The 13,701-nt window shown below is 58.9% G+C and carries 14 protein-coding genes and 1 tRNA gene; all 15 read right to left on the reverse strand.

Annotated elements, in window-relative coordinates; genetic code table 11:
* Window position 1 precedes the first annotated feature (1 nt).
* Window positions 2–1,942 carry an NADH-quinone oxidoreductase subunit L gene (gene nuoL, locus JJ917_05045; GenBank protein ID MBO6698181.1) on the reverse strand — a complete coding sequence of 647 codons (1,941 nt, stop codon included), beginning with the start codon at window positions 1,940–1,942 and terminating at the stop codon, window positions 2–4.
* 6 nt (window positions 1,943–1,948) lie between these two features.
* Window positions 1,949–2,257 carry an NADH-quinone oxidoreductase subunit NuoK gene (gene nuoK / locus JJ917_05050; protein ID MBO6698182.1) on the reverse strand — a complete coding sequence of 103 codons (309 nt, stop codon included), beginning with the start codon at window positions 2,255–2,257 and terminating at the stop codon, window positions 1,949–1,951.
* A gap of 51 nt (window positions 2,258–2,308) precedes the next feature.
* Window positions 2,309–2,923, reverse strand: coding sequence for an NADH-quinone oxidoreductase subunit J (locus tag JJ917_05055; GenBank protein MBO6698183.1), 615 nt, complete (start codon window positions 2,921–2,923; stop codon window positions 2,309–2,311).
* Window positions 2,924–3,149: 226 nt separating this feature from the next.
* Entirely contained in the window at window positions 3,150–3,638 is a 489-nt protein-coding gene (gene nuoI, locus JJ917_05060) for an NADH-quinone oxidoreductase subunit NuoI (protein MBO6698184.1), read from the reverse strand.
* Between the two features lie 22 nt (window positions 3,639–3,660).
* A complete protein-coding gene (nuoH, locus tag JJ917_05065) occupies window positions 3,661–4,707 on the reverse strand; it encodes an NADH-quinone oxidoreductase subunit NuoH (GenBank protein ID MBO6698185.1) in 1,047 nt (348 codons plus the stop codon).
* Window positions 4,708–4,712: 5 nt separating this feature from the next.
* The gene (locus JJ917_05070; protein ID MBO6698186.1) at window positions 4,713–6,785 is read right to left on the reverse strand and encodes an NADH-quinone oxidoreductase subunit G; all 2,073 of its coding nucleotides are present in this window, start codon (window positions 6,783–6,785) and stop codon (window positions 4,713–4,715) included.
* Between the two features lie 31 nt (window positions 6,786–6,816).
* Window positions 6,817–7,281, reverse strand: coding sequence for a DUF3291 domain-containing protein (locus JJ917_05075; protein MBO6698187.1), 465 nt, complete (start codon window positions 7,279–7,281; stop codon window positions 6,817–6,819).
* Between the two features lie 4 nt (window positions 7,282–7,285).
* On the reverse strand, window positions 7,286–7,984 hold the full coding sequence (locus JJ917_05080) for an NADH-ubiquinone dehydrogenase (protein ID MBO6698188.1): 699 nt from the start codon (window positions 7,982–7,984) through the stop codon (window positions 7,286–7,288).
* A gap of 57 nt (window positions 7,985–8,041) precedes the next feature.
* The gene (gene nuoF / locus JJ917_05085; protein ID MBO6698189.1) at window positions 8,042–9,343 is read right to left on the reverse strand and encodes an NADH-quinone oxidoreductase subunit NuoF; all 1,302 of its coding nucleotides are present in this window, start codon (window positions 9,341–9,343) and stop codon (window positions 8,042–8,044) included.
* Between the two features lie 5 nt (window positions 9,344–9,348).
* Window positions 9,349–10,488: an NADH-quinone oxidoreductase subunit NuoE gene (nuoE, locus tag JJ917_05090; GenBank protein MBO6698190.1), complete on the reverse strand. Its 1,140-nt coding sequence runs from the start codon at window positions 10,486–10,488 to the stop codon at window positions 9,349–9,351.
* Between the two features lie 62 nt (window positions 10,489–10,550).
* A complete protein-coding gene (locus JJ917_05095) occupies window positions 10,551–11,756 on the reverse strand; it encodes an NADH-quinone oxidoreductase subunit D (protein MBO6698191.1) in 1,206 nt (401 codons plus the stop codon).
* 10 nt (window positions 11,757–11,766) lie between these two features.
* On the reverse strand, window positions 11,767–12,402 hold the full coding sequence (locus JJ917_05100; GenBank protein ID MBO6698192.1) for an NADH-quinone oxidoreductase subunit C: 636 nt from the start codon (window positions 12,400–12,402) through the stop codon (window positions 11,767–11,769).
* Window positions 12,403–12,443: 41 nt separating this feature from the next.
* On the reverse strand, window positions 12,444–13,055 hold the full coding sequence (locus JJ917_05105; protein ID MBO6698193.1) for an NADH-quinone oxidoreductase subunit B: 612 nt from the start codon (window positions 13,053–13,055) through the stop codon (window positions 12,444–12,446).
* On the reverse strand, window positions 13,046–13,411 hold the full coding sequence (locus JJ917_05110; protein ID MBO6698194.1) for an NADH-quinone oxidoreductase subunit A: 366 nt from the start codon (window positions 13,409–13,411) through the stop codon (window positions 13,046–13,048). Before JJ917_05110 ends, JJ917_05105 begins: the two co-directional genes overlap by 10 nt.
* Before the next feature lie 170 nt (window positions 13,412–13,581).
* Window positions 13,582–13,658: transfer RNA gene (locus JJ917_05115), tRNA-Asp, on the reverse strand.
* Window positions 13,659–13,701: the final 43 nt, after the last annotated feature.

The following is a 13,701-nucleotide window of genomic DNA, read 5'->3' on the forward strand; positions in this document are numbered from 1 at the left end:
GTTAGACGCCTGACGCAAAGACAAAATAGGTGATGAGCGCCGCCACACCGATCAGCATGGCAAAGGCGTAGTGGTAGACGAAGCCGGTTTGCAGCTTGACGACCCGGTTGGTGACATCCACGACGCGCGCGGCGATGCCGTCGGGGCCAACGCCATCAATGACCTTGCCGTCGCCACCCTTCCAGAACAGGCGGCCGAGCCACTGCGCAGGGCGCACGAAGATCATGTCGTAGAGTTCGTCAAAGTACCATTTGTTGAGCAGGAACCGGTAGAGAATGTCGTGCCGCGCGGCGAGCTGTCCCGGCAGATGCGGGCTGCGGATATACATCCAGTAGGCCAGCAGGAAGCCAAGGATCATCATCACCAACGGCGAGCGGATCACCCACTGCGGCACATAGTGCAGATCGTGCAGGATCTCATTGGTCGGGAGCATGAAGATGCTCTCGCGGAAGAAGTGTGCAAACCCATCCTCGTAGGCGAAGGAATGCTCGAACACGATACCAGAGAACAGCGCGCCAACGGCCAACAGCGCCAGCGGCACCGTCATCACATAAGGGCTCTCATGGACATGGCTCATCACATCGGCGGACGCGCGTGGCGTGCCATGGAAGGTCAGGAAGATAAGGCGCCAGGAATAGAAGCTGGTGAGCATTGCTGCGAGTACGGTCATCCAGAACGCGTAGCGGGCAATGCCGTCGCCTGCGGCGAAGGCGGCCTCGATCACCGCATCTTTGGAGAAGTATCCGGCAGTGTAAGGGAAGCCGGTCAGCGCGATCGTGCCGATGATCATCATCGCATAGGTGAACGGGATGTGCTTCCAGAGCCCACCCATGCGCCGCATGTCTTGTTCGTTGGAAACCGCGTGGATCACCGAGCCAGCGCCAAGGAAGAGCAGCGCCTTAAAGAAGGCGTGGGTGAACAGGTGGAAGATGCCGACCGAATACGCCCCGACACCCAGAGCGACGAACATGTAGCCAAGCTGCGAGCAGGTTGAGTAGGCGATCACCCGTTTGATGTCGTTCTGCACCAGGCCGACAGTTGCGGCGAAAATTGCCGTCGTGCCGCCGATGAAGGTAACAAAAGCTAGCGCGCTCGGGGCATATTCGAAGATTGGCGACATACGCGCGACCAGGAAAACACCGGCGGTGACCATGGTCGCGGCGTGGATAAGCGCGGAAACAGGTGTCGGGCCTTCCATCGCGTCCGGAAGCCAGGTGTGCAGTAGGAACTGGGCCGATTTGCCCATCGCGCCCATAAAAAGCAGCAGACAGATCGTGGTCAGCGCATGCACTTCCATGCCTAGGAAGTTGAACGTGGTGTCAGCATAGTCGCCGGCTGTTTCGAAGATCACGTCAAACTCGGCCGAGCCGAACAGCACGAACACGCCGAAGATGCCGAGCAGATAGCCGAAATCGCCGACACGGTTGACGATGAACGCCTTCATCGCCGCCGAATTGGCCGAGGCCTTTTTGTACCAGAAGCCGATGAGCAAGTAGGACGCGACACCCACGCCTTCCCAGCCGAAGAACATCTGAAGCAGATTGTCGGCGGTCACCAGCATCAGCATGGCGAAGGTGAAGAGCGAGAGATAGGCGAAGAAACGCGCCCGGTGCTCGTCATGGCTCATATAGCCAATCGAGTAGAGGTGAACGAGCGCTGATACCGAGTTCACAACGACCAGCATGACCGCGGTCAGCGTGTCGAGGCGGAAGGCCCAATCGACGGTGAAATCACCCGATGAAATCCAGTGCAGCACCTGCACGCGCTCATGGCCATGCACATCACCGAAGCCAGTTTGGATAAAGATGATCCAAGACAGGACGGCTGCGATGCCGACCAGGCTGGTCGTGATGATCTCCACCGGGCGGTGGCCAAGAAGCTTGCCGAAAAGCCCGGCGATCAGGAAACCGATGAGAGGTAGAAAGACGACTGCCGACAGCATGAGCGATCAACCCTTCATCATGTTGATGTCTTCGACCGCGATGGACCCGCGGTTGCGGAAGAAGACAACGAGAATGGCAAGGCCGATGGCCGCCTCGGCGGCGGCGACGGTCAGGATAAAGAGCGCGAAAATCTGACCCGCCAGATCATTCAGATAGAAGGAGAACGCCACGAGATTGAGATTTACCGCGAGCAGGATCAACTCCACCGACATCAGGATGATGATGACGTTCTTGCGGTTGATGAAGATCCCGAACACACCAAGCGTGAATAGGATCGCCCCGACCGTGAGATAGTGGCCAAGTCCGATGGACATGTGCGTATCTAACCCCCTGAACGCCGTGGAAGGACCCGCGGCGGCAAACTCTTAAAGACCTTGGCCCGACTTCACCTTGACCACCTCAATGGCGGCCTCAGGCGTGCGTGCGTTTTGAACATTGATATCCTGCCGCTTGACGCCTTCGCGGTGGCGCAGCGTGAGCACGATGGCCCCCACCATCGCGACCAACAGCACCAGGCCAGCGGCTTGGAAGAAATAGACATAATCGGTGTAGAGCACGAGGCCGATCGCCTCGATGTTGGAAATCTCTTCCAGAGGCGGCATCGGCATGCCCGTGTCGAGCGCAACCTCAGCATCGAACACCGAGGCGCCGAGCACTAGGATCAACTCCAACACCAAGATCACCGCGACCAGCGCGCCGATGGGCAGATATTGCAGGAAGCCCTGGCGCAGCTCGGCAAAATCGACGTCGAGCATCATCACGACGAAGAGGAAGAGTACGGCCACCGCGCCGACATAAACCACGACCAAAAGCAGCGCGAGGAACTCGGCGCCAACCAGCATGAAAAGCCCAGCGGAATTGAAGAAGGCCAGGATCAGAAACAGCACCGAATGCACCGGCTGGCGCGAGGCGATGACCAGAAAAGCTGATGCAACTGTGATGGCGGCAAACAGATAGAAAAAGAAGCTGGTCAGAACCATCTAAACGCCTGTTTTGCCGCTGCAATCAGCGGTCCTACCTTTTCATCACATCATCGCTGCTTGAGAGCGATGTCATTTCACTTGTCGACGCAGAACGCGCCTCTGTTCAACTCAGGTTTGCCAGCCCGTAAGCCCACTCAATCGGGGCTCAACTGGGTGGCGTGTTAGCCAAAGCCATGCTGGTCGTCTAGCCCAACTTTGTAGGGTTCGACGCGTGCTTGTGGCCCTAGCGGTAGTCGGCGTCCATCTCCAGCGATTTGGCGATGTCACGCTCCCAGCGCTCGCCGTTCTCCAGCAGCTTTTCCTTGTTGTAGTAGAGCTCTTCACGCGTCTCGGTGGCGAACTCGAAGTTCGGACCCTCAACGATCGCATCCACCGGGCAGGCTTCTTGGCAGAGGCCGCAATAGATGCATTTGACCATGTCGATGTCGTAGCGGGTTGTGCGCCGCGTACCATCGTTGCGGCGCGGTCCAGCTTCGATGGTGATCGCCTGCGCTGGGCAGATAGCTTCGCACAGCTTGCACGCGATGCAACGCTCTTCGCCATTGGGGTAGCGGCGCAGCGCATGTTCGCCGCGAAAACGCGGGCTGACATAGCCTTTTTCAAACGGGTAATTCAGCGTCGCCTTGGGTTTGAAGAAATACTTCATCGACAAGGCAAAGGCGCCCACAAACTCCTTGAGAAGGAGCGATTTGGCGGCTTGATCGAGCTGCATGCTGGTCTCCTTGAACTTGGGGTTAGGGCGCAGTGCCGGTGAACTGAAGGAAAGCCGCCACGAGCACAACCATTGCCAGCGAAAGCGGCAGGAACACCTTCCAGCCAAGACGCATCAGTTGGTCGTAGCGATAGCGCGGCACGAAGGCCTTCACCATGGAAAACATGAAGAAAACACCGAAAGCCTTGAGTGAGAACCAGACAATGCCCGGCACCCAGGAAAGCGGTGGAATGTCGATGATCGGCAACCAGCCACCCAGGAACAGGATGGTTGTGAGCGCGCACATCATGGCGATGGCGACATATTCGCCCAGCATGAACATCATGTAGGGCGTGGAGCCATATTCCACCATGAAACCGGCAACCAGTTCCGATTCGGCCTCTGGCAGATCGAAAGGCGGACGGTTCGTCTCAGCAAGCGCTGAGATGAAGAACACGATGAACATCGGGAAGAGCGGCAGCCAGTGCCAATCTAAGAACGATGGCGGCAGACCAATCGACGTGCCGATACCGGTGTTTTGTGCGAGCACGATTTCCGACAGGTTGAGCGAGCCGACCACCAGAAGCACGGTGATGATCACGAAACCAATAGAGACCTCATAGGACACCATCTGTGCGGCCGAGCGCAGAGCGCCGAGGAACGGATATTTCGAGTTCGACGCCCAGCCAGCCATGATGACGCCGTAGACGCCGAGCGAGGAGATCGCGAGGATGTAGAGAATGCCGACATTGATGTCGGCAATCACCCAACCTTCTGCGACCGGAATAACGGCCCAAGCCAGCAGCGCCAGCGACACGGTGACGAGCGGCGCAAGCAGGAACACCGGTTTGTCGGCGCCCGATGGGATCACCGGCTCTTTGAGCACGAATTTCAGAAGGTCGGCAAAGGATTGCAGCAGACCCCAGGGTCCTACCACGTTCGGCCCGCGGCGCAGTTGAACCGCCGCCCAGATCTTGCGGTCGGCATAAAGCACATAGGCGATGGTGATCAGGAGGATCACCAGCAGCAACAGGCTCTGCGCGAGCATGATGATGAACGGCCAGGCATAGGTGGACCAGAAGGCTTCCATCGGGCTTACTCCGCCGCCACGGCCATATCGGGCCGGTTCAATGTCGCCGAGCACTCGGCCATCACCTTGGAGGCGCGGGCAATCGGGTTGGTCAGGTAGAAATCGTCAAAGGCACGGGCAAACTTCGCCTTGCCCGCGCTCTTGGGGGCCTTTTTCGCAAGATCCGCGAGCACCGACGCATCGGCCTCGGCGGTCTGCTCTAGTTCAGCCAGATGCGGATGCTCGGCGTAAAGCGCGGCGCGCAACTGCTCCAACGTGTTGTAGGGCAGCGTTTTGCCAAGTTTTTCCGACAGCGCGCGGATTATCGCCCAGTCTTCCTTGGCTTCGCCCGGTGGGAAGGCGCCGCGCTGCGTCTGCTGCGGGCGGCCCTCGGTGTTCACATAGGTCGCTGATTTCTCTGTGTAAGCTGCGCCGGGCAGAATAACGTCCGCGCCATGGGCGCCACGATCGCCATGGGTCCCGATATAGACGGTGAAAGCCCCGTCAGCGATTTCAAGTTCGTCGGCGCCGAGATTGAAAAGCAGATCTATCTCGCCGCCGGCAATTGCGCCAGCGTCCTTGCCACCCTCACCTGGAACAAAGCCGATATCCAATCCGCCAACACGGCCAGCTGCCGTATGAAGCACATTGAAGCCGTTCCAACCGTCCTTGATGACACCGATTTTCTTGGCGACCTTCGCCGCGAGCGCGAGAACATCTGCCCCATTGGGGCCGGACAGTGCACCCTGGCCAATTATCATCATCGGACGTTCGGCCTTGGCGGGCGCGTGATCGGCCAGTTTGGCCAGCGCTTCGACACTGTCGCCAATATGGGTGTAATCGTAGGTCAGATCGACGGCCTCACCGATGAGACCGATCATGGTTGGGGCGGCGCGCCAGCGCTTGCGAATACGCGCGTTGAGGATCGGCGCTTCGTGGCGTGGGTTGGTGCCGATCAGCAAAATCGCGTCAGCGTCTTCAATGCCGTCAATGGTGGAATTGAACAGGTAGCTTGCCCGGCCATGGGTAGGATCAAGCGCGGTACCATCGGTGCGGCAGTCCATGTTGGCCGAACCAAGCGCTTCGATCAGGCCTTTCAGCGCGAACATCTCTTCGATACCAGCCAAATCACCGGCGAGCGCGCCGATTTTTTCTGGCTTGGACTTCGAGGCCTTGTCGGCAATCACAGCAAAGGCTTCGCCCCAGCTGGCCGGGCGCAGCTTGCCGCCATCGCGGATGTAGGGCCGGTCAAGGCGCTGCGAGCGCAGTCCGTCCCAGATGAAGCGGGTTTTGTCGGAAATCCACTCTTCGTTGATGGACTCGTTCAGCCGCGGCATGATCCGCATCACTTCGCGGCCCTTCACGTCCACACGGATGGCCGACCCAACAGCGTCCATCACGTCGACACTGTCCACCTTGGTCAGCTCCCAAGGACGCGCTTTGAAGGCATAGGGTTTAGAGGTCAGCGCGCCGACGGGGCAAAGATCGATCACATTGCCTTGGAGTTCTGAGGCCATCGCCGCTTCCAGGTAGGTGGTGATCTCCATGTCTTCGCCGCGACCGGTCGCGCCAAGATCGGATACACCGGCAACCTCGGTCGTGAAGCGAACACAACGCGTGCAGTGGATGCACCGCGTCATGATGGTTTTCACCAGCGGGCCGATGTTCTTGTCTTCGACGGCGCGCTTGTTCTCTTCAAAGCGGTTCTTGTCGACGCCATAGGCCATGGCCTGATCTTGCAAGTCGCACTCGCCACCTTGGTCGCAGATCGGGCAATCCAGCGGGTGGTTGATGAGCAGAAACTCCATCACCCCTTCGCGGGCTTTTTTCACCTTCGGCGAACGGGTAGAGACTTCCGGCAGTTGACCCTCAGGTCCCGGGCGGCAATCGCGCACGCCCCAGGCACAGGACGCGATGGGTTTTGGAGCGCCCTTTAGTTCAACCAGGCACATACGGCAGTTACCGGCGACCGACAGACGCTCATGGTAGCAAAAGCGGGGAACCTCAGCGCCAGCTTCCTCGCACGCCTGCAGCAGCGTGTAGTGCTCGGGCACTTCCACCTCAGTTCCGTCAACGATGATTTTGCGCGTATCGCTCATCTGGTTTTCCGTTTTACTCCGGGCTCACTGGTCAGCCGCACTGCTGGCTTTGCCAGAGTTTGACATGAGGCAAGTGATCCCAGCCAAAAGCTGTGTCGGTGTTGCCGTATTCGTGCAGGTGGTCAAGCCGTGCCTTCGCCTCGTCCAAGGTCGGCAGATGGCCCGGATCAACCCACCACATCACGAAATGGGCCATGCGCATGTGCGCAAACCAGTCGTCCTTGCGGCGATAGATCGCGCGGTGCACCGTGTTCCACACATAATTCTCAAGCGCATGCGCATCTTCCCAGACGCTCATGTTCACAATGACATCCTGGCCCGACCAAGGATGGTCGAGGCGGATGGCGTTACCCGCCTCGTCTTTCAGCCGCCACACAAAGCCCGGCGAGCGGTCGGCAACCGCATTCACGGTGTCGATCGCGCGCATGAAAGGCTGCGCCGCGTCGCTTTGCGGATCAATCTTCCATTCGGCAATGTTTAGCTCAGCCAGTTGCATCGCGTTACGCTGCTTCCTTGGCAAGCGCTTTGGCCTGACCGATCCAGCCATCGCGGTCGATGCGGCCTTTGAAGCGAAGATAATCGTCGACCCAGGCGATTTCTTTTTTCGTCCAGACTGCGATCTGATCGAAATGGTAAATACCAAGGTCGTTGAGCACGCTTTCCAGCTTCGGGCCGACGCCGGAGATCTGCTTCAGATCATCGGCCTTGCCGCCTTTGGGCGCATCAAGACCCGATGGACGATCATCCACCTTAGGCGCAGCTTGCTTGGCCTCGGCCGGCTTGGTCGAAGCAGGTTTTGCTGAACCTTTGGCAGCTGGTTTTGGTGAGGACGTTTTGGGCGTCGCAACCTTCGGTGTCGCAGAATTCGCGGCCGCCTTGGCTGCCGTTTTAACAGTAACCTTGGCAACGGTCTTGGTTTTCGGCTTGGCCGAACGCGCAGCGCTATCGCCGGTGAGCGCGGAAAAGGCAGCAGCGCCAGCAAGCGGCGCACTCATCACCAGGCCAGCCCATGTTGCAGCCGCCGTATTGGCAACAACTGCACCAACCATGGCTGGCGCCATCACAGGCGTCGACATGGACGTCAGCCACATGGGCATGTCGCCATCGGTGACGCTTGGCACGGCGTCATTCATCGCCGTCCAGCCATTGACCATCGTTTCAGGACCTTTGGTCCACAAATTCATCCAAGCATCGAACATGATGCATCCTTTCTCATTGCGGTTGCCTGACCCCCGCCCCTCACGGAAGGTGTCGGCTTACTCAGCAGCAACGAGCGTTTCCCCTGGTTTAGAATTGTACGTGTAGCTGTCGATCCGATCTTCGATCTCGTGTCGGAAGTGGCGGATCAGCCCTTGCACCGGCCATGCTGCCGCATCGCCGAGCGCACAAATGGTGTGACCTTCAACCTGATAGGTCACATCAAGAAGCATATCGATTTCGCGCTTGTGCGCCTCACCTTTTGCCATGCGCTCCAGCACGCGCCACATCCAGCCGGTGCCTTCGCGGCACGGCGTGCACTGGCCGCAGCTTTCATGCTTGTAGAAGTAGGAAATGCGGGCAATGGCGCGGATGATATCGGTGGATTTGTCCATCACGATCACCGCAGCCGTGCCGAGGCCCGATTTCAGTTCACGCAAGGCGTCAAAATCCATCGGCGTGTTGATAATCTCTTCGGCCGGTACGCAGGGCACAGACGACCCGCCGGGAATGACCGCCAGCAGATTGTCCCACCCGCCGCGAATGCCGCCGCAATGCTTGTCGATCAGTTCCTTGAAGGAGATCGACATGGCTTCTTCGAAGGTCGCCGGCTGGTTCACATGGCCCGATACGCAGAAGAGCTTGGTGCCAGTGTTGTTGGGACGGCCAAAGCCTGCAAACCAGGCGCCGCCGCGGCGCAGGATCGTTGGCGCGACAGCGATCGATTCCACATTGTTAACGGTCGTCGGGCAGCCATAAAGGCCGACATTGGCCGGGAACGGCGGTTTCAGGCGCGGCTGGCCCTTCTTGCCTTCCAGCGATTCCAAAAGCGCCGTCTCCTCACCACAGATATAGGCCCCTGCCCCGTGGTGAACGTAGATGTCGTAGTCCCAGCCATTTTTGTTGTTCTTGCCGATCAGCTTGGCCTCATAGGCCTGATCGATAGCGGCCTGCAGACGCTCGCGCTCGCGGATGTACTCGCCGCGAATGTAGATGTAGCAGGCGTGCGCATTCATCGCGAAACCGGCGATCAGGCAGCCTTCGATCAGCGTATGCGGATCATGGCGCATGATTTCGCGGTCTTTACAGGTGCCGGGCTCGGACTCATCAGCATTGATGACGAGGTAGGCCGGACGACCATCCGATTCCTTCGGCATGAACGACCATTTGAGGCCGGTCGGGAAACCAGCGCCGCCACGACCACGCAGACCGGAGGCTTTCATCTCATCGATGATCCAGTCGCGGCCCTTTTCAATGATGCTCTTGGTGCCATCCCAATGGCCACGCTTCATCGCGCCTTCCAGACCCCAGTCGTGAAAGCCGTAGATGTTGGTGAAGATGCGATCTTTGTCTTCGAGCATGGCGGTCATGCTTTGCTCTCCTCAGCAAGCGTTTTAGCCTGCGGAATCCACTCTTCGCGCTGGATGCGCCCCTTAAAGGACAGGTGGTCGTTCACCCAGTTCACTTCTTCGATTGTCCAGGCGGCGATCTGGTCGAAATGGAAGACGCCGAGCCCGTTGAGTTTGTCTTCCAAGACTTTGCCGATACCCTTGATCTGTTTCAGATCATCGGCGCCGGCGGCACGCGCCTTTTTCAGCATTTTCGGCTTTTTGGCCGCGCCGTCGCTGGCATCTTCCGGTTGCGATCGCGCTGCGGCTTCGCTTGCCGAGCCTGTCGGTTTCGGCTTGGCGGCTTTTTCCGCCTTGGCTTGCGGCATCGCGGCCTTGGAGGCTGCCGCTTTTGAAGTTGCTTTGGCGGACTTTGCGGGCGCTTTCGGCTGCGCCTTTTTCGCCGCTGCTGGTTTGTCGCCACCGCCGTTCAGCGCGAAACCTGCAACCGAATCAATGGTTTCCGTCGCGCCATTGACCACCTGCGGCTGCGGAACGCCGCCTTCGGGCCCACCGTCGAAATCAACCAGCGTCGTCAATCCACCTTCCGGCACCGAGAAATGGCGTCCGTTTTGCGGCCCGGGCGTGATCGGTTTGCCCGCCGCAATATCGTCGATCAGCTGCTCCAGCTTTTCTGGTGTCAGATCCTCATAGGTGTCCTTGAAGATCTGCAGCATCGGCGCGTTCACGCAGGCGCCCAAACACTCCATCTCCTCCCAAGAGAAGTTGCCGTCTTCCGACAACTCAAACTGGTTTTCAGCGATCTTGCGGCGGCACACATCCTTCAGATCATTGGCCCCGCGCAGCATGCAGGGTGTCGTGCCGCAGACTTGAATGTGGGCCTTTTTGCCCACCGGTTGCAGCTGAAACATGGTGTAGAAGGTCGCAACTTCGAGCACGCGGATATAGGGCATCTCCAGCATTTCAGCGACGGCACGGATCGCCGGTTCCGGCAGCCAGCCCTCATGCTGCTCCTGCGCACGCCATAGCAGCGGGATCACCGCCGAAGCCTGGCGGCCTTCCGGGTACTTGCCGATTTGCTCTTTGGCCCAATTCTCATTGTCGGGCGTGAAAGCAAAGCTTTCGGGTTGTTCTTCGTGGAGGCGGCGAACAGCCATGAAGTCAGTCTTTCCTTGATGGGCACGCGCCGCGCGCCTGCCCCTATTCCTTGTGAAGCGGCCTAGCGGTCCACTTCCCCAAACACGATGTCGAGCGAGCCAAGAATGGCCGAAACGTCAGCCAGCTGGTGCCCACGGCAGATGAAGTCCATCGCCTGCAAATGCGCAAAGCCTGGCGCGCGGATTTTGCAGCGATAAGGTTTGTTTGAGCCATCAGAGACGAGATAGACGCCGAACTCGCCTTTTGGCGCTTCAACGGCGGCGTAAATTTCGCCCTCGGGCACGTGATAGCCTTCGGTGTAGAGCTTGAAGTGATGGATAAGCGCTTCCATCGACTTCTTCATCTCGGCGCGCTTGGGCGGCACCACCTTGTTGTCTGTGTTGGCGACCGGACCTTTGCCCTCTGGGGCATTCAGCTTGGCAATCGCCTGCTTCATGATTGAGGTTGATTGGCGCATCTCTTCCATACGGATCAGATAACGGTCGTAACAATCGCCGTTCTTACCGATGGGGACGTCGAACTCGAACTCGTCATAGTTCTCGTAAGGCTGGCTTTTGCGCAAATCCCAAGCGGCGCCCGAGCCGCGCACCATGACGCCGGAGAAGCCCCAGGCCCAGCATTCATCGAGCGTCACAACGCCGATATCGACATTGCGCTGCTTAAAAATGCGGTTGCCGGTCAGCAGTTGATCGATATCGTCGACAACCGGCAAGAACTCATCGCACCAGGTGTCGATATCGTCGATCAAATCCTGCGGTAGGTCCTGGTGCACACCGCCAGGGCGGAAATAGGCAGCGTGCAGGCGGGCCCCGCAGGCGCGCTCATAAAACACCATCAGCTTTTCGCGCTCTTCAAAGCCCCAAAGCGGCGGCGTCAGCGCGCCAACGTCGAGCGCCTGCGTGGTGATGTTGAGGAGATGCGAAAGGATGCGGCCGATCTCGGAGTAAAGCACACGGATCAGCTGACCGCGGCGCGGCACTTCAATGCCCATCAGACGCTCAACGGCCAGGGCAAATGCGTGCTCCTGGTTCATTGGCGCAACGTAATCGAGGCGGTCGAAATACGGGATCGCCTGCAGATAGGTCTTGTGCTCAATCAGTTTTTCGGTGCCGCGATGGAGCAGCCCGATATGCGGATCAACGCGCTCAACGATCTCACCGTCCAACTCCAACACAAGGCGCAGCACGCCGTGGGCCGCAGGATGCTGCGGGCCAAAGTTGATGTTGAACTGGCGGACCTGCGTTTCGCCGGTCGTGTTGGTTGGCATCACATTCATATCAGCCAGCCTTCTCTTCGGTCGCCTTCTCATCGCCCGGGATCACGTAATCTGTGCCCTCCCAGGGTGAGAGAAAGTCGAAGTCGCGAAATTCCTGGTTGAGACGCACCGGCTCGTAAAGAACGCGCTTCTGTTCGTCGTCGTAGCGCACCTCGACAAATCCCGTCAGCGGGAAGTCCTTGCGCAGCGGATGGCCGTCAAACCCATAATCAGTCAGCAGGCGACGCAAATCCGGGTGGCCGGAGAACAGAATGCCATAAAGATCATAAGCCTCGCGCTCGAACCATTCAGCTCCGGGAAAGAGCTCTGTGATCGAGGGCACGGGCGTGCGCTCATCGGTCTCGACGATCACACGGGCACGGGCGTTCTGGGTCGGCGACAGGAAATGGTAGACGACGTCGAAACGGCGCTCGCGGGCCGGGTAATCCACGCCGCAAATGTCGATGATGTTGACGAAGGCAAGTTTTGGATCATCGCGCAGGGTGCGGATCGCCTGAAACAGATCGTTGATCCCGACGCGCACCGTCAGATGGCCGTGGGCGATACCGACCTCATCGGCCTCCATGTCGAGGCTCGCGGCCAGCGTCTCGGCCAGTTCGCCGAGCGCATCATCCTGTTCGCTATTCACATCAGCCATTTGGGTCTCAGGTGCGGTTATCGGGTCGCGTTCGCGCTGGGTCAGCGCTCAATGGTGCCGGTGCGGCGAAGCTTTTTCTGCAAAAGCAACACGCCGTAGAGCAGTGCCTCTGCGGTCGGTGGGCAGCCCGGCACATAAATATCCACTGGCACCACGCGGTCGCAGCCGCGCACCACCGAATAGGAGTAGTGATAATAGCCGCCGCCATTGGCGCAGGAGCCCATGGAAATCACATAACGCGGTTCCGGCATCTGGTCGTAAACCTTGCGCAGCGCCGGTGCCATTTTGTTGGTCAACGTGCCGGCGACGATCATCACATCGGACTGACGCGGGCTAGCGCGCGGTGCAAAGCCGAAACGTTCCGCATCATAGCGCGGCATCGACATCTGCATCATTTCAACGGCGCAGCAGGCAAGGCCGAACGTCATCCACATCAGCGAGCCTTGGCGCGCCCACTGAATAAGGTTGTCGGTGGAGGTAACCAGAAAGCCCTTGTCGGCCAGTTCGTCGTTCACGCCGGTGTAAAAGGGATCATCCCAGCCAACAGGCTTGCCGGACGCATCGGTGGCGCCGACCGGTTTGGGCGCAACAAGTGTGCCGCCACCTTCAGCGGCAGCGCGAAGAGGTTCACCTTTTTGGTCGATCAATCCCATTCCAGCGCACCCTTCTTCCACTCATAGATGAAGCCGATGGTCAGCACGGCCAGGAACACCATCATGGACCAGAAACCGAACAAGCCAAGGTCGCCGAACGTCGCGGCCCAGGGGAAAAGGAAGGCAACTTCAAGGTCGAATATGATGAAGAGAATAGCGACCAGATAGAAGCGCACGTCGAACTTCATACGGGCATCGTCAAAGGCGTTGAAGCCGCACTCATACGCGGAGAGTTTTTCCGGATCAGGGTTTTTGTAGGCGACCACGAAAGGTGCCACTAAAAGGGCTAGGCCGATCACCAAACACAGCCCGAAAAACACAAGAATCGGCAGGTATTCCGCGAGCAACGCTTCCACAGCGCGCCTCCTTTGAGTCTTCGCTATTCCTCAAGCCCCGTGCTTATCCAACTGGCGGATGAGGTCAATCCCGCCTTTTGTAAAAGTCGATCTGCGGAGCTGATCTAAGCTAGCGCATCACGCGAGCCGGCGAAACCGGTTCCGGGTCGTTTCGGCAGGGTGCGGGAAAATGGCGCGGCTGACGGGGCTCGAACCCGCGACCTCCGGCGTGACAGGCCGGCACTCTAACCAACTGAGCTACAGCCGCGCGAAACGCTGTGAATGCGTTAGAGATGCGCCGGGATAAGGCA

The organism is Hyphomicrobiales bacterium, from assembly GCA_017642935.1.
Lineage (GTDB): Bacteria > Pseudomonadota > Alphaproteobacteria > Rhizobiales > MH13 > MH13.